This window comes from Tissierella sp. (assembly GCF_031460495.1).
Classification (GTDB): Bacteria; Bacillota; Clostridia; order Tissierellales; family Tissierellaceae; genus JAVKTS01.
Map to the genome: position 1 here is coordinate 1 of NZ_JAVKTS010000004.1, position 21,186 is coordinate 21,186.

A 21,186-nucleotide genomic window follows, 5' to 3' on the forward strand; every position below is an offset into this window, starting at 1 on the left:
CCAATTATTACTTATTTGGGAGCATAGCTCAGTTGGGAGAGCACCTGCCTTACAAGCAGGGGGTCACAGGTTCGAGCCCTGTTGTTCCCACCATTAACTATCAATGGCCTGGTAGTTCAGTTGGTTAGAATGCCAGCCTGTCACGCTGGAGGTCGAGGGTTCGAGTCCCTTCCAGGTCGCCAATAAAATCTTTTTAATATAATGTGCCGGCGTAGCTCAGTTGGTAGAGCAACTGACTTGTAATCAGTAGGTCGGGGGTTCAAGTCCTCTTGCCGGCTCCATATCTTATTTATCTACTGGACTCGATTTAGTAATCCAGTATGATGAATATTACTTCTTTAAGGAAGAGTACCCAAGTGGCTAAAGGGGACGGACTGTAAATCCGTTAGCTAAGCTTTCACTGGTTCGAATCCAGTCTCTTCCACCATTATATTATTTAATATGAAATTGTATTATCAACTTGCGGGTGTAGCTCAGTGGTAGAGCCCCAGCCTTCCAAGCTGGTTGCGAGGGTTCGATCCCCTTCACCCGCTCCATTTTAAAAATATGCGCCTATAGCTCAGTCGGATAGAGCAACGGACTTCTAATCCGTGTGCCGGGGGTTCGAATCCTCCTAGGCGCGCCATAAATATTGGGGTGTAGCCAAGTCGGTAAGGCACTAGACTTTGACTCTAGCATTTCACAGGTTCGAGTCCTGTCACCCCAGCCAGTTTTCAATAAAAATATTTCAGCTAATAATCATTTAATAAGATCCATTAGCTCAGTCGGTAGAGCACCTGACTTTTAATCAGGGTGTCCCGCGTTCGAGTCGCGGATGGATCACCAATTTATATCACTATTGAAGTGAATGTGGAGACATAGAACAAGTGCACAATAGTGCTGTTTTTGGAGAGGTACCGAAGCGGTCATAACGGGGCGGTCTTGAAAACCGTTAGGGTGCAAGCCCACGTGGGTTCGAATCCCACCCTCTCCGCCATTTAATGCACTCCGCAACAAATTACAGGAGTGTCCATTAGGACAATTTTTTTATATGGAGAAGTACTCAAGCGGCTGAAGAGGCTCCCCTGCTAAGGGAGTAGGTCCTTCACGGGGCGCGAGGGTTCAAATCCCTCCTTCTCCGCCATAAAAATTTGTTCTGAAAAAAGTAGTATGAAGCTTAAAAATTAATATGCATTTTCCAAAAATATTTTGGGGCCTTTAGCTCAGCTGGTTAGAGCGCCCGGCTCATAACCGGTAGGTCCGGGGTTCGAGTCCCTGAAGGCCCACCATGTATTTTTTCATAAGCTACATAATTAATTTTGCAAGCAAAACAATTTACCATGCCCGGATAGCTCAGTCGGTAGAGCAGCAGACTGAAAATCTGCGTGTCGCTGGTTCGATTCCGGCTTCGGGCACCAATGATTATCAAATACCATAGTATAATAATACTATGGGCCTTTAGCTCAGTCGGTTAGAGCGCCCGGCTCATAACCGGTAGGTCCGGGGTTCGAGTCCCTGAAGGCCCACCATAAGCAGCAAATTATGAATAGTGAATAACTAATAGACTGAGAAGATTGAATAAGTTTTTAACTAAATATTTTCAATTATTCATTATTAGATATTCACTATTAAACTATCATAGGGGTGTAGTTCAGCGGCAGAACGTCGGTCTCCAAAACCGAATGTCGTGGGTTCAAATCCTGCCACCCCTGCCAAAGTATAATTATCTACATATGATGAAAAACAATTAATAACATTATTTGGGAGCATAGCTCAGTTGGGAGAGCACCTGCCTTACAAGCAGGGGGTCACAGGTTCGAGCCCTGTTGTTCCCACCATTGGGGCCTTTAGCTCAGTCGGTTAGAGCGCCCGGCTCATAACCGGTAGGTCCGGGGTTCGAGTCCCTGAAGGCCCACCATAATAACAAAAGAACAGACCAATTGGTCTGTTCTTTTGTTATTATGGTAAGAAACATCTAATTAAGTATTCTCTAATTATAGTTAAATAAATTCATAGCTTACTTAGGCAGGTATTTTTTATTTCAATTATTATCTTCCTTTTCCTTAGAAAATGTTTGAAAAATTGGAACCAGTACTGCAGCAACTATTCCACCAGCAAAACCATTATTATATAAGTTCAATCCACTGTGGACTTGTATTACATTAGATACAACAGAAACATGTAAAAAACCTGCAAATATACCAGCTAGAGGGCCATATACACCTGTAATTGGAGCAAGTGTTGTACCAAATAAGGCAGCCATAATTATACTAGTAGAGGAAGCATCAAATATTTTAAGCAAAGTAGCTAAATATACTCCCAAGAGAATAGGTATAGAGTTTTTAGGATTCTTTCCTAGAGCAGCAAAGGCAATTATTGTCATAATTCCAGCAACTATAGGTCCATTAAAGGTACCTTTTACAAGTATTACATAGAGAATAGATATAAAGCCCATAATACCAATATTTATATAGGCTAGACCATATCCAAATGTTTCAGTAAAGTCACTTAAGGAATGACCACTATGATTTAATACCTTAGAATACCCTTTAAAGCTCTTATTATTTATTATAAATCCAATAAGTAAATAATAAGAAGAAATGAAAATTAATAATCCTAGAACAAACCCATTATATTCTGTGGATATAATCGATTGAGTTCGTATACTAAAGCCAAAGCCTTTGATCAATGAAGTTAGTAATGTACCTATGATGCCACCTGTAAAGCCTATATTATATAGGTTGTATCCGCCATGGAACGTTGACATATGAATAGAAATTGGTATAATTACAAATCCAATTAATATCCCAGTTGCTATACCTAAGGGTATACTAATATAATGGCTTACATTTAGACCAAAAGCAATTTCACTAACTGCAGGAGCTAAAGTCGTCGAGAACAATATTGGTGTGACAATTGTCCTAAAGTTTATCTTCTTATAATTGGAGTATAGCAATCCTCCAATTATAATTGGCCATACATTGCCAATATTTTTTCCTATGAATGCAAAGCCGCTAACTGTAAATGTGGCAGCAATCAAAGGTCCTGTTAAAGGAATTTTTAAATAATATATAAGGGAAATGCATAATAACTTAAGAAGCCCTGAATTTAGAAGAGTTGCTCCAATACCACCAACTGCTAAATAGTCTGTTAGAAGTAAATCAGGGGCTATAATTATGTCGAATAATCCTTTGAAGATTTCTTTAGGTGAATCAACTATGAATCCTATGATAATTAAAAGAATAGGAGTAAAAGATATTAACATAAGATTAAAATTATTATTAGAAATAGAGATTTGCCATTTTTTCATATTACCTCCTGAATATTGTGAAGTGGTACTAATAATTTATTTTTATCATTGGAAAGTTTGCTTAAATATAAACATGGAAGGGATTTCCGTTTATGTGATTTAATGGGGTTTTTAGGGATTAAAGTTTTTAAAAGATATTTTTTTATTATATCATAAAAATATATCATTGGATACACACAAAAAAACAAAGTACAAAGTTATAAAAAGGTTAAGTATTGAATAAATACTTAACCTTTATATAACTATAGCTTCAAGTATTTTTGTTAATAAGTTTTTTATATTGGGAATACAATATTTATTACCAACCATGAGGAGAATAATATTAGTAGGCAATTTGTATCCACTGGAATCTACAAGATCATCTATGTTTGGGAAATCATTAGTTTCGATATATCTACATTTATCTTTTTCTGATATATATCCCTTCTTAATCTCTAAAGATATAGTAAACTTATTTAAATCTTCAGTTATCAAATTATAATTTTCTCCAAAGTATTTGATGTTACTATCTAGAGGATTGCTAATTGTGCCATTGATATTTAGGAGATCACCATTAGTAACAATATTATCAATTGAAAATTTAATGACATTACTAGGGGATCCTAAGATAATAGTTTTTTTATCATCTATAATATCTAATATTGTGATTATATCTAGCATGTGAACAAGGTCGTCATAGTTATGTTTTAAAGTATTATCTTTCATCAATTTATTATTAGATTTAATATAATCATAATAAAATCCAATACAATCAAGTCCAGAGTATATATCTTCTCTCTCAAAACCAAGAGCTAATTCTATAGTTTTTAACTTTAAGTTTTCTAGTTCTAAATATTGCTTGTTATTCTTAACTATTCTATATATATCAAAAGATTTATCTTTGGATATATTACTATTTATTTGATGATGCATTAGTCTATGGTTAATAAAAGGTAAATCGAAGGAATCACCATTGTAGGTGATTATCTTACCAAAAGAAGATATATCTGATATAAATTGTACTAACAAATCCTTTTCTTTAGCTATGGAGTTAGCAAAATATTGTTTTAATATCCATGCGGTGCCCTCAAGATATAGAACTCCAATTAAGTAGATTACATTTTTATCCCTACTTAATCCAGTAGTTTCTATATCTAAAAAGCAGACAGTCTCATCTCCAAAATATTTACTTATATCTAATGAATGAGAAATTATATTTTTTATGACTTCCATAATCCGTTCACCCAATTCTTTATTTATGTTATAATACTATTGTTATGTTTTAATTATACATGGAAATATATATAAAATCAAAGTTTCAATTAGCCATATTGATACTAGAAATTATATACAATACTTTAAGAAGGATGATGTTAATGCTAATTGAAAGCACTAAAAAAGGATTTAAAAAAGGACTTATTACCCTATGGAGGCTTACAAAGATTATAGTTCCTGTATATTTCTTTATTACTTTTTTAAAGATGACACCTCTCTTAGGATATATTTCATCATGGTTTGAACCTGCTATGAAATTATTAGGATTACCAGGAGAAGCATCCCTAGCCTTAGTAATAGGCAATTTTGTTAATTTATATGCTGGAATAGGGGTTATTGCTAGCTTGAGTTTAAGTATCAAGCAAATAACTATCTTATCAGTGATGCTATCCTTTTCCCACAGCATGTTATTAGAATCAGCAGTGGCAAAGAGGACTGGGGTCAGTCTAATTATGGTAGTGCTGATTAGGCTTAGTTTAACAATAGCTTCTGGTATAATACTTAATATTATTTTGTAGGAGGAAGAAAAATGGATTTTTGGCTATATATAAAAGAGAGCTCCACTGGGGCTTTAGGTTCAGTAATTACAATGGCAAAGATAATAATTCCTTTAATGATAGCTATGGAGATATTTAAGAGTTTAGATTTGATAGACAAGATATCTAAAAAGATGAGACCTATTGCTAGATTTCTAAACATTTCAAATGAAGCTGTTCTTCCATTGATAATAGGTTTGATTTTTGGACTATCTTATGGAGCAGGAGTAATCATAGAAAGTGTGGAAGAAAATAATTTAAGCAAGAAAGATCTTTATACTTTAATGATATTTTTAATAGCATGTCATGCTGTAATTGAGGATACCCTCTTATTTGTAGTTATTGGAGCTAATTTATGGCTTCTATTGGGGGTAAGGGTAGGGGTTGCTATAATTATTTCTTATTTTGCATCAAAAGTATTGAATCGAATAGAATTAAAGATATGATTAACTAATATATAAACAATATAAAGGAAGGTGCTAATATAGCACCTTCTTTTCATTATTCTATATCGTTTTCATCTTCATAATAATCTTCTGCAACTAGTCCTCGGAAATTATCTCTACATCCTGGGCGACCAGGTTTACCTGGGTCTTCAATTCCACCTACACTATCTGAATCTATTTGTCTTGGGAATAGAGTTGGGAAGGTTCCGCAGATTGGTGAAGTTTCAGGTGATAGTTGAGTAAATCCTGTGGAAAGTACGCATAGTTGAACAGGAACTATTATTTTCTTCTCACAACTAATACAAAGTGCGATTATTAAATCGATTCTTACCTCACCTGTTTCAGGATTTATACGTATATCTCTTGAAATACTGTTTGTAGCTAATCTTGTTTCACATAGTATATTACAGAATTCAGCAAATCTTGGGAAGAAAGCTGAATCAAATACTGAAGGTATACATAATTCAAAGAAATTAGTGAGCACTATAGGTGCGTTTACTGGTGCAATAGGGATATTAGCAGACAGTGTAATAGTTATTCTTCTCCCTCTAGAATCTAGAACTAATACATCAATTTCTACTAATACATTTCCTCTTAAAAATATCCTTTGTGTACCAAATACTGGTGTACCTCTTCCAATGTCATCACATTCTGTAGTGTCAGCAAATATTAACTTTTGATTTGATAGTCCATCAGGACCTACTACTTCAACAAAACATCCTTTTTCATCTCTAACAAATTCTCCACCTGAAAGAATTGTTTCAGGATCTACAATTAAGTTACGAGGGTCATTTATATTTGCCGGATTAAAGAATTTTCTACATCTTATGTCTATTACTCTTAGTATTCTGGAATTTGCTGGTAAGTTAGGAGTAAATCTAACATTATTTACAGTACTAAGAGCTTGTAAGTTTACTAGGATAGCATCGTAAACTTTTTGTACAAAGATAGGTTCTGTTACCACTCTTCTTAGAGTTCCATCCCATTCACAGCCTGTTGTCCCGACACAGCATCTATCAGCAATATTTTGGGTAATGTCTTCTGGTAATATATTTGTTGTACCCATTTTTTTTCCTCCTTTTAAATAAATTTAAGTTTACTTCTCATTGATAATATATTCCGCAGACTATTGTTCTGTTACAAATAAAGCAGTAATATAAAGAACACTAATTTAATATTTATTATTAAGAAGGGAATAATTTTATAGAAATTTTAATGAAAGATGGTGAGTAAATGTCGTTTTTCTTAGATAAGTGGGTCATTGGGAGAACTAGTCATAATAGCATGATATTAGTTAGGAAAGTGAAAAGTGAGATTTTGATGGATAGGTTAGGTGGAGATAAAGATACTAATAGGACAGAGGTAATTGCATCAAATATACTTGAAGAATATGATGTAACTATTGTTAATCCAAATAAAATCTATATAGTATACCAGAACAAAGATATGCACCTTATTCTAGTAACAATTAAAGACAGTAAAATAGAAGAAATCCAACTGACAGTGGATCCTATTTTAGAAGTATTTGATTTAAATATTTTGACAAATAATAATACAATACATATAGTTTACCAAACTAGAATATCAGTTGATGAACAGAAATATTATATTAATCATCATTATTATGATGGAAATAAGTGGTTTAACTATACCATTGATGAAATAACAGCACAAAGAGCTTTAAATCCATTTAAACTAATAGGACTAGATGATAAGCTACTATTATCATACTATAAAAGTAGTTTTACCATTGAATTAAAGGAATTTTCTTTTAGCAAATTGGAATGGAGTGATGGAATAAAATTAGTAGATACACCAACTGAGAAATTGTTTTTAGATATGCTTAAAATAGATGAGTATGTACATTTATCTTATTGCCAATTTATAGATGGAAATTTAGTAGTAAAATATGAGAGGTTATCCTTTGCAGGAGGTATTGAGCAGAATACAGAAATAATATCTAATGAAGGGAGCCCATCTTATCCAACTATAATATTTTATGAAGATAAGCTATGGATTACTTGGGTAGAATCCAATAAAGTATTAAGTAGATATAGCGGAGATAGAGGACAAAGTTGGGAATCAGTCTATATGTGGAATAGTTCAAGAAGTATAGATTTCCTTAGATACAAATATCTGACAATTATTCCTGAAAAAGATGTAATCTTAAATCATTCATTTGGTAAAGTAAGTCCAGACATCGAATTTATTGGTTTTGGATCTACAGCTAATGCCTTAGAGATACCATTAAAAAAAAAGAAGTTTACAAATCCCATAAGGATTTAGAAAATATAGTAATGAAGTTGGAAGAAAGAATTAGTACACTGGAGGATAATATAGAAGAGATTGAGAGATTTTTAAATCGGAGAACTAAAGGAGTATATAAGAAGAGCTTCTAAAAAAAGGCCATATTAGGCCTTTTTAATTAGATTATATAAATAAATTTTGTTCAATGATTTCTTTAACCTTTACCATATCTTTTGTAAGTCCTAATGCTAACATGAGTTTTATTCTTATTTTTTGCCCAGGTAGGTTTCCTCCAAAAATTACACCTAATTCACGCAAATGTTTACCTCCGCCTTCATAGCCATATGAATCTAATACTCTACCAGTAGGACATCTAGATACCATAACTACAGGAATGTTTTGACTAATTGCCTTTTTTACTCCTGGAACCATTGCCGGAGGAATATTACCTCTACCCATGGACTCTATTACTATACCTTTATAGCCAGACTCTAAATAAAAATCAAATATATCTGATTCCATACCTGGTACTGATTTAATTAATGCTACCTTTTCTTCAATATTATCAGTATCAATAAATTGATGGGATACTATATCACGATAAAAGATGACTTGATCATTATCAACTATTCCTAATGGACCGAATTCTGGTGATTTAAATGTGTCTAGAGATAAAGTATTGGTTTTAGTTACTTCACTAGCAGCATTTACTTCATTGTTCATAACAACTAAAACACCCTTATTTTTTGCATTTTTTGAGATTGCAGTGCAAAGAGCTGCAGACAAATTACTAGAGCCGTCATATCCCAGTTCAGAGCTGTTTCTCATTGCCCCTACTACAACAACAGGTTTGTCAGTATGTATTATTAAATCTAATAGATATGCTGTTTCTTCCAAAGTATCTGTACCATGGGTAACGATAACACCTGTAATATCATCTCTAACTATGGTTTTTTTTACTAATTCACCAATTTCCATCATCATTGATGGAGTAATATGTGGGCTAGGAACATTAGCATAATCAATGACTTCAATCTCTGAAAAGTCTTCTATATTTGTAAGCATTCCAATGATATCTTTGGAAGATAATGATGGAATAGCTGCATGAAGCCGGGGATCAATTTTCATGGAAATTGTACCGCCCGTAAATATTATAGCTACTTTATTCTGATTAGACATATAAAATACCTCCAGTATATATTTATAATATAAATATAACATAATTTACACAATTATTGTAAAAAAGAATAAAAAAAAGACTCCACCGAGGAGTCTTCACCCAATTTGGATGTAAATAAACCGTTCAAAAGGGGTATTGGGAATAGAGATCTTATTTGAGGTTACCAGGGGGATAACCACAAACTCATTATAACAAATATCGACAAAAGATGCAATATCTATTTTAAAATATTTCAAAATTAGACAGGAAGTTTACATAAAGCCTTTGAAATAGAAGATTTTTTAATTTTACTTTAATAATATATTGAATTCCTATATAATAGTATTAAATGGATAGTTATTTTAGGAGGGACTCAGATGGATGGTAGATTTATTGAATTAGAAAGCATGTTAAAAAGAAATAGCTTTGAAGTTAAAATGTTTAATAATATTGTAGAAGCAAAAGAAGAATTATTATCTCAAATAAAGCTAGAAGAATCTGTAGGAATGGGTGGATCTATTACAGTTCAAGAAATGGAATTATACGAAGATTTAAGAGATAGAGGAAATGATGTTTACTGGCATTGGAAAAAAGATATTGAAAATGCAATTAATAAAGCCAAAAATGCAGATACTTATATTACTAGTACAAATGCCATAACAATGGATGGTAAGCTTGTGAATATGGATGGGAATGGAAATAGAGTGGGAGCTATGATTTACGGACATAAGGATGTTTATATTCTTGTTGGAAAAAACAAAATTTGCAGTGATTATGAAGCAGCTAGGGAAAGAATTAAAAATATTGCTGCACCAATGAATGCTAAAAGATTAAACCTAAATACTCCATGTGTACATACAGGAAAATGCATTGATTGTGATTCACCACAAAGGATTTGTAAAGCAGAGGTAATACTTCATAGGAATCCAGGATCCACTAAAATTCACATATATTTAATAGATGAAGAACTAGGATATTAATTTTAAGAGGTGTATATATTTGATTTATTTAGACAATTGTTCTACAACAAGACCAAGAGAAGAAGTTGTAAAAGTAATTTCCCAGAGTATGGTTGAAGATTTTGCTAACCCATCTTCACTTCATAGGCTGGGTATGAGAGCAGAAAAGAAGATAAAAGAATCAAGGGAATATATTTCAAGATATCTGAATGTAGAAAGTAGTGAAATATATTTTACATCTGGAGGTACTGAGAGTAACAATATAGCTATACAAAGTGTGGTTAATAAACTACACAAAAGAGGAAAACATATAATTACTACAAAAATTGAACACTCTTCAGTTTTAAATATAATGAAAAGCTATGAAAAACAAGGCTATAGTGTTACTTATTTAAATGTAGATGAACATGGAATCATTTCTTTAGATGAGCTACGAAGCAATATTTCTCAAGAGACTATTCTAGTTGCTATTATGCATGTGAATAATGAAATTGGGTCAATACAGCCTATTTCTGAAATAAATAGACTTATTAAAGAAATAAATCCTAATACAATATTTCATGTAGATGGAGTTCAGGGCTTTGGCAAAGTTGAACTTTCACTAAAAGCATCAGGTGTAGATAGTTATTCTTTTAGTGGGCATAAAATATATGGGCCAAAGGGAATTGGTGGCCTATATATTGATAAAAAGCATACACTAGCACCAATATTATATGGTGGTAACCAAGAAAAAGGATTACGATCTGGAACCGAAAATCTAACAGGTATTATTGGATTTGGTGAAGCAGTAAGAATTATGAATGATAATTTTTATAAAGAAGCCAAACATGCTTATGAACTGAAAAAAAGTTTTGCTACTAAAATTAAAGAAGAAATAGAAGATATAAAATTTAACACGACCTTAGATGAAAGATCATCTCCATATATATTGAATGTTTCATTTAAATATGTTAGGGGAGAAGTTCTTTTACATTATTTAGAGGATAAGGAGATATATGTATCTACTTCATCGGCGTGTTCTTCTAAGGGCACTGAAAAAAGCCATGTATTACGAGGCATTTCTTTAAAGGATGAAGAGATAGAAGGAGCAATTAGATTTTGCTTCTCATATGAAAACACAATAGAAGATATAGATTATACAATTCAGATATTAAAAGAATCAATATCTGATATTAGACAAATAACTAAGAGGTGATTTAGTGGATAGCGTACTATCAGTAAGTTTAGGTGAAATTGCCCTAAAAGGATTAAATAGAAAATATTTTGAAGACAAATTGATTAAACATATTAGAAATGCAATAAAGGATATTGGTTTTGAAAAGATATATAAGGAACAGGGTAAGATATATATAGAAGCTGAGGAACATAATTTTCCTCAAATGACAAATAGATTGAGGAAAGTATTTGGCCTTGTTTATATAAGCCCATGTATAAGAGTAGGAAAAGATGTAGCAGATATTGAAAAGGCTGCACTGGACATAATGAAACATAAAATGGAAAAGGAAAAAATCAGCACATTTAAGATAGAGACAAATAGGGCGGATAAAAACTTTCCAATAAAATCACCAGATTTTTCTAGACAAATGGGAGGATTTATACTTAAAAATTTTGACAAACTAAGTGTTGATGTACACAAGCCAGATACATTTTTATTTATTGATATTAAGCAGAATGTGTATGTCTACACTGATAAGATAAAGGGTCATGGTGGTATGCCAATAGGTACTAATGGAAAAGGTTTACTATTGTTATCCGGGGGTATAGATAGCCCAGTAGCAGGATTTCTCATGGCTAAAAGAGGTGTTGAAATATCAGCAGTACATTATCACTCTTATCCTTTTACATCTGAAAGAGCAGAGGAGAAAGTTAAGGATTTGGCTGCTATTCTATCTAGATATACAGGCAAGATAAAAATGTATAGTGTAAACTTATTAGATATACAGAAGGAACTAAATGCAAAATGTCCTGAAAAGGAGATGACAATTTTATCTAGAAGATTTATGATGAGGATAGCAGAAAGAATAGCATTGGAAAATGAATTAAATGCATTAATAACTGGGGAGAGTTTAGGGCAAGTAGCCAGTCAAACTATTGAAGGCATTACTATGACCAATGAATCAGTTAATCTTCCTGTATTTAGGCCTTTAATAGGCTTAGATAAGGTAGATATAATTGAGATTGCAAAGGATATTGAAACATTTGACACATCTGTACTACCTTTTGAAGATTGTTGTACTGTTTTTCTACCTAAACATCCAGTTACAAAACCAAAGATAGAGGATATTGAGGCTTCTGAAGAAGCTTTAGATATAAATTTTCTTGTTGATCAAGCAATAGAAGGCATGAAAATAACCATAATAGAGTAAATTGAAGGGGGATTTGTTGTGAAGGGAAAAGGTTTATTAATTATTGTTGGGATTATTGTATTGTTTGTTATTATGGGAATAGGTTCATATAATAATCTAGTTTCATTAGATGAAGAAATAAATAATGCATGGGCTCAAGTTGAGAACCAATTAAAGCGTAGGGCAGATTTGATTCCAAATTTAGTAGAAACAGTTAAAGGTTATGCTGCTCACGAAACAGAAGTAATAGATAGTATAACTGCAGCTAGAGCACAATATGCTAATGCTAGCACTCCAGAAGAGTATGCACAAGCAGATGCAGGATTAACTAATGCTATAAAATCATTAAATGTAATAGTAGAGAATTATCCGGATTTAAAAGCTAATCAAAATTTTGCAGACCTTCAAGTTGAATTAGCAGGTACTGAAAACAGAATAGCTACGGAAAGAATGAGATATAACGAAACAGTAAAGAAATATAATGGGAAGATTAGAAAACTACCTACAAATATATGGGCAGGCTTGTTAGGATTTGAAAAAGCTCAATACTTTGAAATAAATGAGCAGGATGCAGAATTACCAAAAGTAAATTTCTAAGGGGATGTTTTATATGAAGAAGAATAGAAAGATTTTTATTATTCTTTGTACAATTCTACTTCTAACTACAACCGCCTTTGGTGCTAGTAATAAATTGCCTGAGCCTAATTATGATTTTTATGTTTATGATGAAGCAAATGTAATAGACAAAGAGATTGAGAGCTACATCCTTGAAGTGAACAAAGAATTATATAAGAAAACAGGTGCACAAGTGGTAGTAGCCACTATAAATTCTTTAGAAGGAGCAGATATAAACTCTTATTCCACATCCCTTTTTGAAGAGTGGAAGATAGGTAGCGATGAATATGATAATGGAATGCTATTATTAATTGTACCTACAGATAGAGAATTATGGATTGAGGTAGGATATGGTCTAGAGGGACCATTTCCAGATAGTAAGGTTAATAGAATAATAGATAATTACATCTTACCTTATTTCTCAGAAGGAGAGTATTCAAATGGAATTTTATCAGGATTTAATCAAATACTTATAGGATTAGAAGAAGAATATACTATAAGTTTGGATAAATCATTGACAATTGAGGATCATCCCTCTATAAATGATAGCAATGAATCAGAGTTTAATTTCCTTAGTATACCAATTATTATTGGTATAATTATCCTGATAATTATAGATTTCAAATTTTTTGGAGGATGGATTACCTATGCCATACTGCGTAATATAGGCAGAGGAAGCTCTGGAGGATCACGGGGTGGAAGATCTTCAGGTGGTGGAGGACGCTCTGGTGGTGGTGGAGCTGGAGGAAAATGGTAGATACTAATAAATATAGACTGACTTTATATATTATTTAATATATAAAGTCAGTTTTTTGTTTAAAAACAGAAAAAATAATACGAAATTTACCAAATGTTAGATTTCGTATATATATACTAAACTAATAGTAATTTAAAAAAGCTAGAATCAAGTATAATACACATCTTGACAATTTTTAAATAATTAAAAAATCTATTGACAACTACTATATATTTGTCTATAATATGGTAGTTAGTATATATAAAGTTTAGTAAAGATAAACTTTTTATTTAATATATAGTTAGGATTTCAATAGGAGGTGTACTATGAAAATTGGTGAAAAGATTAGAAGGCTAAGAATTCAAAATTCACTTACCCAAGAAGAATTAGCCGATAGATCGGAATTAACAAAAGGATTTATTTCTCAATTAGAAAGAGATTTAGCATCTCCTTCCATAGCAACTTTAGTGGATATACTAGAAGGATTAGGCACGAATTTAAAGGATTTTTTTAATGAGACTATAGATGAGAAAATAGTATTTTCTAAAGATGATGCCTTCGAAGTAGAAAATGATGAATTAAAGTATGTACTTAAATGGATAATACCAAATGCCCAAAAGAATAGAATGGAGCCGATTCTCATTGAACTAGAAGCTGGGGGAAGATCAAAAGAAGATATACCCCATGAAGGTGAAGAGTTTGGATATGTGTTAAATGGAAGTATTTATGTTTATATAGGTAGAGAAAGATATAAAGTTAGGAAAGGTGAGAGTTTTTATTACAAAGCTAACTCTAACCATTATATATCAAATGAAGGAAAGACAAAGGCTTCAGTTATTTGGGTGAGCACGCCACCTAGTTTCTAAAGATGATGGGAGGAAGAAAAATGTACGCAGTTGAATTAAATAATATCTCTAAGGATTATAATGGAGTTACTGTTTTAAATAATATAAATCTTTATATTAAAGAAAATGAATTTTTGACTCTCTTAGGGCCAAGTGGCTGTGGCAAGACCACTACTCTTAGGATTATAGGCGGATTCGAACAACAAACTAATGGATCGGTTTTATTTGAGGGGAAGGATGTTAGTAATGTTCCACCTTATCAAAGACAAATAAATACAGTCTTTCAAAAATATGCTTTGTTTCCGCATTTAGATGTGTTCGACAATATAGCCTTTGGATTAAAGATTAAAAAAATGCATAAGGATGAAATAAATAAGAGAGTTAAGGAAATGCTAAGACTTGTAAATCTTCAAGGTTTTGAAAACAGAACAATAGATTCCCTTAGTGGAGGTCAACAACAAAGGATTGCAATTGCTAGAGCTTTAGTAAATGAGCCTAAGGTACTTTTACTAGATGAACCCTTAGGAGCCTTGGATTTAAAACTTAGAAAAGATATGCAGATTGAATTAAAGAATATGCAAAAAAGAGTAGGTATAACATTTATCTATGTAACCCATGATCAAGAGGAAGCATTGACCATGTCAGACACTATAGTTGTAATGGATAAAGGTGAAATTCAACAAATAGGAACACCTGTTGATATATATAATGAACCTGAGAATGCTTTTGTAGCTCAGTTTATAGGAGAAAGTAATATTATAGATGGGATTATGCATGAGGATTTCTTAGTTGAATTTGCAGGAAAGAAATTTGTTTGCGTAGATAAGGGATTTGATAAAGAAGAAAACATAGAAGTAGTCATAAGACCTGAAGATCTAGATATAGTACCTATAGATGAAGCTTGTCTAAGTGGTGTAGTTACATCAGTTACATTTAAGGGTGTTCATTATGAGATAATGGTTCAAGCTCCAAATTTTGAATGGATGATACATTCAACAATAATGAAACCTATTGGAACAGAAATAGGGATGTCTGTACTACCTGAAAACATTCATATAATGAAGAAGGTGAGAGCAAGTTGAAAATGAAAAAAGCATCATATCCATATTTAATTTGGATGGGAATATTTATATTGATTCCACTTTTTCTAGTATTATATTTTGCCTTTACCGTTGGTGATAGTCAAAATCTTTCTACATTTCAATTTAGTCTAGCTAATTTTAAAAGATTTATTAATCCAATTTACCTAAAGGTATTAGGTAGGTCGGTGAATTTGGCCGTTGTTTCAACAATTCTTTGTTTGATAATTGGATATCCCATGGCATTAATTATATCTAAGGAGAAGGCAAGAAAAAGAAATCTTATGATTTTAATGTTTGTAATACCAATGTGGATGAATTTTTTATTAAGAACTTACGCATGGCTTACTTTACTTGGCAAGAACGGGTTTATAAACTATTTAGTTACAAAAATAGGATTTCAGCCACTTGACTTAATGTATAATGATACAGCTGTTTTACTTGGGATGGTATATAACTTTTTACCTTTTATGGTTTTACCTATATATTCCGTCCTTGTAAAAATTGATAAAAATTTAATAGAGGCAGCTGAAGATTTAGGCGCTAATAAAATGGAAGTATTTAGCAAAGTCATACTACCCTTAAGTATCCCTGGTATTATTACAGGCATAACCATGGTATTTATTCCAGCAGTGAGCACATTTATTATATCAAGCCTGTTAGGTGGAAATAAATCTAATTTAATAGGAAACCTTATTGAACAGCAATTTAGGTGGACTGGAGACTGGCATTTCGGTTCTTCTATGTCTATAATACTAATGGTGTTTATCCTTTTAACAATGGCACTTACATCTAAATTTGATAAGGAGAAAGAAGGAGGAGGTGGAGGACTATGGTAAATAAAGGTATTAAGAAGTTATATACTTTTTTGATATTTTTATTTTTATATGCACCAATTATTGTACTAATAGTGTTCTCCTTCAATGATTCCAAATCAAGAGGGGTATGGGCTGGATTTACATTAAAATGGTATGTAGAATTATTTAAGGATGCTGAGATATTGAAGGCTCTTTATAATACCTTTCTAATAGCGACTCTATCAACAATTATATCTACAATATTAGGTACATTTGCAGCTATTGGAATATTTAATCTACCTGGTTTGAATAAGAAAATCGCTTTGAATTTAAATTATCTACCAGTATTAAATGCTGATATAGTTACTGCAGTATCGCTAATGGCACTATTTAGATTCTTAAAAATGGAATTTGGTTTTGCAACTATGCTTTTATCTCATATTACTTTTTGTACACCCTATGTGGTATTATCAGTGTTACCTAAATTAAAGCAGATGAATAAGCATTTAGCAGAAGCAGCAATGGATCTAGGAGCAACGCCATTTTATGCTCTTCGGAAGGTAATTATACCCGAAATAATGCCTGGAATAATCACAGGTGGACTAATGGCATTTACATTATCAATTGATGATTTTGTCATTAGCTTCTTCAATACAGGCAACGGCGTATCAAACCTAAGTATTGAAATATTTTCTATGACAAGGCGTGGAATAAATCCTGTAATTAACGCATTATCTACCTTAATGTTTGTTGGTATGTTGATAATGCTATTAATAATAAATAAGAGAACAGAAAAAAATGAGTTGGAGAGAGGTGTTTAATTTGAAGACAAAGAAATCTATTTTATTCATAGCTTTAGTTTTAATTGTTGGAGTTATAGCATCAGGATGTGGTGATAGTAGACCAAGTATCAATGTATATAATTGGGGCGACTATATAGACAAATCTGTAATCAAAGATTTTGAAGATGAATTTGATATCAAAGTAAATTATAGCATGTATTCAACTAACGAAGACTTATATGTAAAATTGAAACAAGGTGGAAGCAGCTATGATGTAGTATTTCCATCTGACTATATGATTGAAAAAATGACAAGAGAAGGTTTGTTGGCTAAACTAGATAAAAATAATGTGCCTAATATCAATAATGTAGATGAAAAGTTTTTCAACTTAGATTTTGATCCAAGTAATGAGTATTCAGTACCTTATATGTGGGGAACAGTAGGGATAATCTATAACAAAACAATGGTAGATGATGTGGTAGATAGCTGGGATATTTTATGGAATAAAAAATATGAAGGTCAAATATTTATGTTAAATAGTCAAAGAGATACTCTTGCTGTAGCATTATTAAAACTAGGTTACTCAATGAATACAAGAGATATCAATGAACTAGAAGAAGCAAAACAAGAGCTAATCAATCAAAGACCATTAGTAGAGGCTTATCTAGGAGATGAAGTAAAGGATGCTATGGTAGGCGGAGAAGCAGCTTTTGCTGTAGTTTGGTCAGGAGATGCAGTAGCTATGATTAGAGATAATCCAGACTTAGAATATGTTATACCAAAGGAAGGTACAAATCTTTGGTTTGATAATATGGTAATACCAAGTACTGCAAAGAATAAGGAAGGGGCTGAAGCCTTTATCAATTTCATGTGCAGACCTGATATTGCTGCAAGAAATTCTGATTATATTGGATATTCAAGTCCTATACCTGAGGCTATAGAACTGTTACCAGATGATATAAAAAACTCTAAAGTTGCATATCCATCAGATGAAGAAATAGAAAATACAGAGATATTCAAAGACCCAGCTGATATAATATCAGAATACGATAGAATCTGGACTGAAATATTCTCAGATTAATATACTCAAACCACTGGATTATGGCAATAAAGCTATAATCCAGTTTTTTATTTCATCTTATTCAAATATTCTAGAATTAACAAGTTGTTAGAAGACTTAAGATGATATATTTATACTGTTGTAAAGCTATAAGATATGATACAATAAAAATATTAGTAGCCATATTATGATTGGCTACTTAACAAAGCTTACAGGGGAATTCAATGTAAAATTATTACAATATATACGAAAGGGTGATACATATGAAAAAACTATTTAGCAATATACCGACAATTATGAAGGAGGGCATAAATAGATAGACCCTCCAACAATTTAAGGAGGAATTATGTATACAGGGAAAATTACAATTAAGGAAACAACAGTTGAGGATTTAGATAATATTATGAATTTATGGAACAATGGAGAAGTTATGTTTTATGTAGGATTTCCGAAAGGGTTAGGAATTACTATGGATAAACTCGAAAAATGGTTATCTGGTGTTAATCAAAATCAATACCGCAAGCATTATAGCATATATGCAGATGGAATAGGCTACTGTGGAGAAACTTATTATGAGATTGACTGTATTAATAATTTGTCTGCATTGGATATAAAACTATTGCCACATGCTCAGGGCAAGGGCATAGCAGAATTTTCTCTTAGATTTGCTATTACTCAAGTATTTGAAAATAAGCTGGCAACAAGGGCTTATGTAGATCCAAATCCTGACAATAAAAGTGCATGGAAACTATATCATAAATTAGGTTTTGTAAGTAAATCTCGCCCTGAATTTTTGGAGCCATACTCTGTTTATCTAGAGATTACTGAAGATGAGTATAAAAAATGGGATAAAGTAGCAGAGAATTAATATACTCAGACCACTGGATTATGGCAATAAAGCTATAATCCAGTTTTTTGTTTCCCTTTATTCAAATATTCTGGAATTTAGTGGTATAATATATATAGGTTTTCTGTAGAATTTATCTTGCATTGGAATGGAGGGGTTATATGACAGATTATTTAAAATCAAATAATATAATTGAAGAGAAGATACATATAGGAGATATTCCAGCTATACTTTTCAGACCTAAAGAAAAAGAGGCTTTATTAGCTACTATTATTTTCTATCATGGATGGAGTTCAAGTAAAGAATCTCAAAGAATGAGAGGTTTTATTTTAGCTTCAGTAGGATATCAGGTTATAATACCTGATGCTATTTATCATGGAGAAAGAAATCCAATTGAATATACTGCAGAAAATGCAAGATACTTTTGGGATGTAATATTAAATACTTTTGATGAATCTGAACTAATAATTAAAGAATTGATAGAAAAATATAAAGCAGACCCAAATAGGATAGGGCTAGCGGGTCATTCCATGGGAGGATTCATATCATCAGGAGTATTTACTCACAATGCAAAAGCAAAGGCTTTAGTAGTATTCAATGGATCCTGTGGATGGAAGAATTCCAATGATATATTTAAAGAAGAAATGAATATAACTATGAATGAAGAATTAAAGGTAATGGAAGATAAAATTAACTTAATAGATCCATCTAATAATATGCATCTATTAAGAGATAGGCCTATACTTATGCTCCATGGCACAAATGACAATGTAGTATCAGTGGAGAGCCAGAGAAATTTCTATAGCTCAATTAAATCTTTGTACCAGGATCCAAAAAAGGTCGAATTAATTGAATATCCTAATTTGAACCATTATTTAACCACAAATATGATGGAAGAGAGTATTGCTTGGTTCTATAAATATTTATAGCTATACCTTTGTGTAATTGAGGAATTAAATGGGTAATAATAGGTAGATAATTATATATAAGGGGATGAATCAAAGATGATAAAAACAAAATATTTAATAATCGGTAATGGGATTGCAGGTCTGGCAGCTGCAAGAGAAATAAGAAGCAATGATCAAAATGGCAGCCTGCTAATGATAAGTAGTGAACCGTCTCTAACTTATTATAGAGTAAAATTAACAGAATATTTAGCTAAGGATTTTATTGATGAAGAACTTTTAGTAAGTAAAGAAACTTGGTATAAAGAAAAGAATATAGAGGTATTACTAAGCAAGATAGTAGAAAATATTGATACAAAAAATAACAAGGTCAGATTAGATGATGGTCAAGAAATTGAATACGAAAAACTGTTGATTGCTACAGGTAGTCGCCCATTTATTCCGCCAATCAACGGAAAGTTCAAAGAGGGTGTATTTGCCTTAAGAACTTTAAAAGACTTACATTATATTAAGAACTATCTAAAGTCTTGTAATGATGTTGCTGTAATAGGTGGTGGACTTTTAGGGCTTGAAGCTGCTTGGTCTTTGAAAGAACTAGGCAAAGAAGTTAGTATAATTGAATTTGCACCATATTTATTGCCTAGGCAATTAGACAAAGAGATTTCCAACAAATTAGAACAAAAACTATCAGAAGTAGGTTTTAAGGTTTACCTATCTTCCCAAGCTGAAGAAATACTAGGTGAAGGTAAATCAGATGGAATACAATTAAATGGTGACAGAAAACTTAAAAGCGGTGCAATTTTAATTTCATCTGGAGTTAGACCAAATCTAGATTTAGTTAGAGATAGTGAAATAGAGTATGATAAGGGAATTAAAGTTGATAATCATATGAAGACAAATCTTGATAATATCTATGCAGCTGGAGATGTAGTTGAGATAGATGGTATGGTACTTGGGCTTTGGACTGCTGGAAACGAACAAGGTAAAGTAGTAGGTGGCAATATGACTGGGAAAGAACTGGAATACAATCAACCTAAGATTTTTACTGCTTTGCAAATAGGTAGTATCAATCTATTTTCAGCAGGAATAATCAATGATTTTGACAGGGTTTATGAGTATAAGGATGATACACAAGACATCCATCACAAGATATTTGCAAAGGATGGAAGAATTGTTGGGGTAATACTTTTTGGAGATTTGAAGGAAATGAATACCCTTAGAAATGCAGTTGTTGCTAATTCCAGTGTAGATGAATACATCAAAGAGGGAAGTAAATTTGTATAAA

The 21,186-nt window shown here is 32.2% G+C and carries 20 protein-coding genes and 16 tRNA genes; 32 read left to right on the forward strand and 4 right to left on the reverse strand.

The annotated features are described in order from the left end of the window. Positions 1-17 precede the first annotated feature (17 nt). The 16 genes from RIN63_RS10460 (at position 18) to RIN63_RS10535 (ending at position 1,897) form a co-directional block, all read left to right on the forward strand. A tRNA-Val gene (locus tag RIN63_RS10460) sits at positions 18-93 on the forward strand. Positions 94-105: 12 nt separating this feature from the next. Continuing rightward, positions 106-182, forward strand: a tRNA-Asp gene (locus RIN63_RS10465). 23 nt (positions 183-205) lie between these two features. Further along, a tRNA-Thr gene (locus tag RIN63_RS10470) sits at positions 206-281 on the forward strand. A 61-nt stretch (positions 282-342) separates the two neighbouring features. After that, a tRNA-Tyr gene (locus tag RIN63_RS10475) sits at positions 343-427 on the forward strand. Between the two features lie 35 nt (positions 428-462). Next, positions 463-536 (forward strand) — tRNA-Gly (locus tag RIN63_RS10480). Between the two features lie 12 nt (positions 537-548). After that, positions 549-625, forward strand: a tRNA-Arg gene (locus tag RIN63_RS10485). 7 nt (positions 626-632) lie between these two features. Beyond that, positions 633-709 (forward strand) — tRNA-Gln (locus tag RIN63_RS10490). Positions 710-749: 40 nt separating this feature from the next. Beyond that, positions 750-825 (forward strand) — tRNA-Lys (locus RIN63_RS10495). Positions 826-887: 62 nt separating this feature from the next. After that, a tRNA-Ser gene (locus RIN63_RS10500) sits at positions 888-976 on the forward strand. 56 nt (positions 977-1,032) lie between these two features. Next, positions 1,033-1,123 (forward strand) — tRNA-Ser (locus tag RIN63_RS10505). Positions 1,124-1,191: 68 nt separating this feature from the next. Beyond that, positions 1,192-1,268, forward strand: a tRNA-Ile gene (locus RIN63_RS10510). A gap of 53 nt (positions 1,269-1,321) precedes the next feature. After that, positions 1,322-1,397 (forward strand) — tRNA-Phe (locus RIN63_RS10515). A 34-nt stretch (positions 1,398-1,431) separates the two neighbouring features. After that, a tRNA-Ile gene (locus RIN63_RS10520) sits at positions 1,432-1,508 on the forward strand. Positions 1,509-1,619: 111 nt separating this feature from the next. Continuing rightward, positions 1,620-1,694: transfer RNA gene (locus RIN63_RS10525), tRNA-Trp, on the forward strand. A gap of 47 nt (positions 1,695-1,741) precedes the next feature. Continuing rightward, positions 1,742-1,817: transfer RNA gene (locus tag RIN63_RS10530), tRNA-Val, on the forward strand. A gap of 3 nt (positions 1,818-1,820) precedes the next feature. Next, a tRNA-Ile gene (locus RIN63_RS10535) sits at positions 1,821-1,897 on the forward strand. A gap of 123 nt (positions 1,898-2,020) precedes the next feature. Here the strand turns inward: RIN63_RS10535 and RIN63_RS10540 are convergent. Both RIN63_RS10540 and RIN63_RS10545 read right to left on the reverse strand, forming a co-directional pair. Next, positions 2,021-3,289 carry a DUF1576 domain-containing protein gene (locus RIN63_RS10540; RefSeq protein ID WP_310444689.1) on the reverse strand — a complete coding sequence of 423 codons (1,269 nt, stop codon included), beginning with the start codon at positions 3,287-3,289 and terminating at the stop codon, positions 2,021-2,023. Between the two features lie 234 nt (positions 3,290-3,523). Beyond that, positions 3,524-4,501, reverse strand: coding sequence for a ribonuclease H-like domain-containing protein (locus RIN63_RS10545; protein WP_310444690.1), 978 nt, complete (start codon positions 4,499-4,501; stop codon positions 3,524-3,526). A gap of 59 nt (positions 4,502-4,560) precedes the next feature. Between RIN63_RS10545 and RIN63_RS10550 the strand changes: the two genes are divergently transcribed. Both RIN63_RS10550 and RIN63_RS10555 read left to right on the forward strand, forming a co-directional pair. Next, positions 4,561-5,061, forward strand: coding sequence for a nucleoside recognition domain-containing protein (locus RIN63_RS10550; RefSeq protein WP_310444691.1), 501 nt, complete (start codon positions 4,561-4,563; stop codon positions 5,059-5,061). An 11-nt stretch (positions 5,062-5,072) separates the two neighbouring features. Next, positions 5,073-5,525 carry a nucleoside recognition domain-containing protein gene (locus tag RIN63_RS10555; RefSeq protein WP_310444692.1) on the forward strand — a complete coding sequence of 151 codons (453 nt, stop codon included), beginning with the start codon at positions 5,073-5,075 and terminating at the stop codon, positions 5,523-5,525. Between the two features lie 55 nt (positions 5,526-5,580). Here RIN63_RS10555 and RIN63_RS10560 read toward each other — a convergent pair whose 3' ends face one another. Further along, entirely contained in the window at positions 5,581-6,591 is a 1,011-nt protein-coding gene (locus RIN63_RS10560; protein WP_310444693.1) for a hypothetical protein, read from the reverse strand. Positions 6,592-6,809: 218 nt separating this feature from the next. Here RIN63_RS10560 and RIN63_RS10565 point away from each other — a divergent pair, with 218 nt between their 5' ends. Next, positions 6,810-7,811 (forward strand): hypothetical protein, encoded by a 1,002-nt coding sequence (locus tag RIN63_RS10565; protein WP_310444694.1) that lies wholly within the window; start codon positions 6,810-6,812, stop codon positions 7,809-7,811. A gap of 144 nt (positions 7,812-7,955) precedes the next feature. Here RIN63_RS10565 and RIN63_RS10570 read toward each other — a convergent pair whose 3' ends face one another. Further along, positions 7,956-8,951: an asparaginase gene (locus RIN63_RS10570; RefSeq protein ID WP_310444695.1), complete on the reverse strand. Its 996-nt coding sequence runs from the start codon at positions 8,949-8,951 to the stop codon at positions 7,956-7,958. A 357-nt stretch (positions 8,952-9,308) separates the two neighbouring features. On the opposite strand from RIN63_RS10570, the gene RIN63_RS10575 reads away from it, so the two are divergent. The 13 genes from RIN63_RS10575 to RIN63_RS10635 all read left to right on the forward strand — a co-directional run bounded on the left by RIN63_RS10575 (position 9,309) and on the right by RIN63_RS10635 (position 21,185). Further along, on the forward strand, positions 9,309-9,911 hold the full coding sequence (locus RIN63_RS10575; protein ID WP_310444696.1) for a lactate utilization protein: 603 nt from the start codon (positions 9,309-9,311) through the stop codon (positions 9,909-9,911). 19 nt (positions 9,912-9,930) lie between these two features. Beyond that, positions 9,931-11,085: a cysteine desulfurase family protein gene (locus RIN63_RS10580; RefSeq protein WP_310444697.1), complete on the forward strand. Its 1,155-nt coding sequence runs from the start codon at positions 9,931-9,933 to the stop codon at positions 11,083-11,085. Positions 11,086-11,089: 4 nt separating this feature from the next. Further along, the gene (thiI, locus tag RIN63_RS10585) at positions 11,090-12,256 is read left to right on the forward strand and encodes a tRNA uracil 4-sulfurtransferase ThiI (RefSeq protein ID WP_310444698.1); all 1,167 of its coding nucleotides are present in this window, start codon (positions 11,090-11,092) and stop codon (positions 12,254-12,256) included. A 72-nt stretch (positions 12,257-12,328) separates the two neighbouring features. After that, the gene (locus RIN63_RS10590) at positions 12,329-12,832 is read left to right on the forward strand and encodes a LemA family protein (protein WP_310444987.1); all 504 of its coding nucleotides are present in this window, start codon (positions 12,329-12,331) and stop codon (positions 12,830-12,832) included. A 13-nt stretch (positions 12,833-12,845) separates the two neighbouring features. Continuing rightward, positions 12,846-13,607, forward strand: a complete 762-nt coding sequence (locus RIN63_RS10595) for a TPM domain-containing protein (RefSeq protein WP_310444699.1) — start codon at positions 12,846-12,848, stop codon at positions 13,605-13,607. 305 nt (positions 13,608-13,912) lie between these two features. Further along, on the forward strand, positions 13,913-14,452 hold the full coding sequence (locus RIN63_RS10600; protein WP_310444700.1) for an XRE family transcriptional regulator: 540 nt from the start codon (positions 13,913-13,915) through the stop codon (positions 14,450-14,452). 20 nt (positions 14,453-14,472) lie between these two features. Beyond that, entirely contained in the window at positions 14,473-15,513 is a 1,041-nt protein-coding gene (potA, locus tag RIN63_RS10605) for a spermidine/putrescine ABC transporter ATP-binding protein (protein ID WP_399324743.1), read from the forward strand. Positions 15,514-15,515: 2 nt separating this feature from the next. Beyond that, on the forward strand, positions 15,516-16,349 hold the full coding sequence (locus tag RIN63_RS10610) for an ABC transporter permease (protein WP_310444702.1): 834 nt from the start codon (positions 15,516-15,518) through the stop codon (positions 16,347-16,349). Further along, positions 16,343-17,128, forward strand: a complete 786-nt coding sequence (locus RIN63_RS10615) for an ABC transporter permease (protein ID WP_310444703.1) — start codon at positions 16,343-16,345, stop codon at positions 17,126-17,128. Before RIN63_RS10610 ends, RIN63_RS10615 begins: the two co-directional genes overlap by 7 nt. Before the next feature lies 1 nt (position 17,129). Beyond that, the gene (locus RIN63_RS10620; RefSeq protein WP_310444704.1) at positions 17,130-18,170 is read left to right on the forward strand and encodes a spermidine/putrescine ABC transporter substrate-binding protein; all 1,041 of its coding nucleotides are present in this window, start codon (positions 17,130-17,132) and stop codon (positions 18,168-18,170) included. A gap of 325 nt (positions 18,171-18,495) precedes the next feature. Continuing rightward, positions 18,496-19,017, forward strand: a complete 522-nt coding sequence (locus tag RIN63_RS10625) for a GNAT family N-acetyltransferase (protein WP_310444705.1) — start codon at positions 18,496-18,498, stop codon at positions 19,015-19,017. Between the two features lie 140 nt (positions 19,018-19,157). After that, the gene (locus RIN63_RS10630; protein ID WP_310444706.1) at positions 19,158-19,925 is read left to right on the forward strand and encodes a YqiA/YcfP family alpha/beta fold hydrolase; all 768 of its coding nucleotides are present in this window, start codon (positions 19,158-19,160) and stop codon (positions 19,923-19,925) included. A gap of 75 nt (positions 19,926-20,000) precedes the next feature. Next, on the forward strand, positions 20,001-21,185 hold the full coding sequence (locus RIN63_RS10635; RefSeq protein ID WP_310444707.1) for an FAD-dependent oxidoreductase: 1,185 nt from the start codon (positions 20,001-20,003) through the stop codon (positions 21,183-21,185). Position 21,186 lies beyond the last annotated feature (1 nt).

Coding starts and splice junctions, on each gene's coding strand:
- RIN63_RS10540 (WP_310444689.1), bottom strand. CDS start 3,289: ATGAAAAAATGGCAAATCTCTATTTCTAATAATAATTTTAATCTTATG.
- RIN63_RS10545 (WP_310444690.1), bottom strand. CDS start 4,501: ATGGAAGTCATAAAAAATATAATTTCTCATTCATTAGATATAAGTAAA.
- RIN63_RS10550 (WP_310444691.1), top strand. CDS start 4,561: ATGGAAATATATATAAAATCAAAGTTTCAATTAGCCATATTGATACTA.
- RIN63_RS10555 (WP_310444692.1), top strand. CDS start 5,073: ATGGATTTTTGGCTATATATAAAAGAGAGCTCCACTGGGGCTTTAGGT.
- RIN63_RS10560 (WP_310444693.1), bottom strand. CDS start 6,591: ATGGGTACAACAAATATATTACCAGAAGACATTACCCAAAATATTGCT.
- RIN63_RS10565 (WP_310444694.1), top strand. CDS start 6,810: ATGATATTAGTTAGGAAAGTGAAAAGTGAGATTTTGATGGATAGGTTA.
- RIN63_RS10570 (WP_310444695.1), bottom strand. CDS start 8,951: ATGTCTAATCAGAATAAAGTAGCTATAATATTTACGGGCGGTACAATT.
- RIN63_RS10575 (WP_310444696.1), top strand. CDS start 9,309: ATGGATGGTAGATTTATTGAATTAGAAAGCATGTTAAAAAGAAATAGC.
- RIN63_RS10590 (WP_310444987.1), top strand. CDS start 12,329: ATGGGAATAGGTTCATATAATAATCTAGTTTCATTAGATGAAGAAATA.
- RIN63_RS10595 (WP_310444699.1), top strand. CDS start 12,846: ATGAAGAAGAATAGAAAGATTTTTATTATTCTTTGTACAATTCTACTT.
- RIN63_RS10600 (WP_310444700.1), top strand. CDS start 13,913: ATGAAAATTGGTGAAAAGATTAGAAGGCTAAGAATTCAAAATTCACTT.
- potA (WP_399324743.1), top strand. CDS start 14,473: ATGTACGCAGTTGAATTAAATAATATCTCTAAGGATTATAATGGAGTT.
- RIN63_RS10610 (WP_310444702.1), top strand. CDS start 15,516: ATGAAAAAAGCATCATATCCATATTTAATTTGGATGGGAATATTTATA.
- RIN63_RS10615 (WP_310444703.1), top strand. CDS start 16,343: ATGGTAAATAAAGGTATTAAGAAGTTATATACTTTTTTGATATTTTTA.
- RIN63_RS10625 (WP_310444705.1), top strand. CDS start 18,496: ATGTATACAGGGAAAATTACAATTAAGGAAACAACAGTTGAGGATTTA.
- RIN63_RS10630 (WP_310444706.1), top strand. CDS start 19,158: ATGACAGATTATTTAAAATCAAATAATATAATTGAAGAGAAGATACAT.
- RIN63_RS10635 (WP_310444707.1), top strand. CDS start 20,001: ATGATAAAAACAAAATATTTAATAATCGGTAATGGGATTGCAGGTCTG.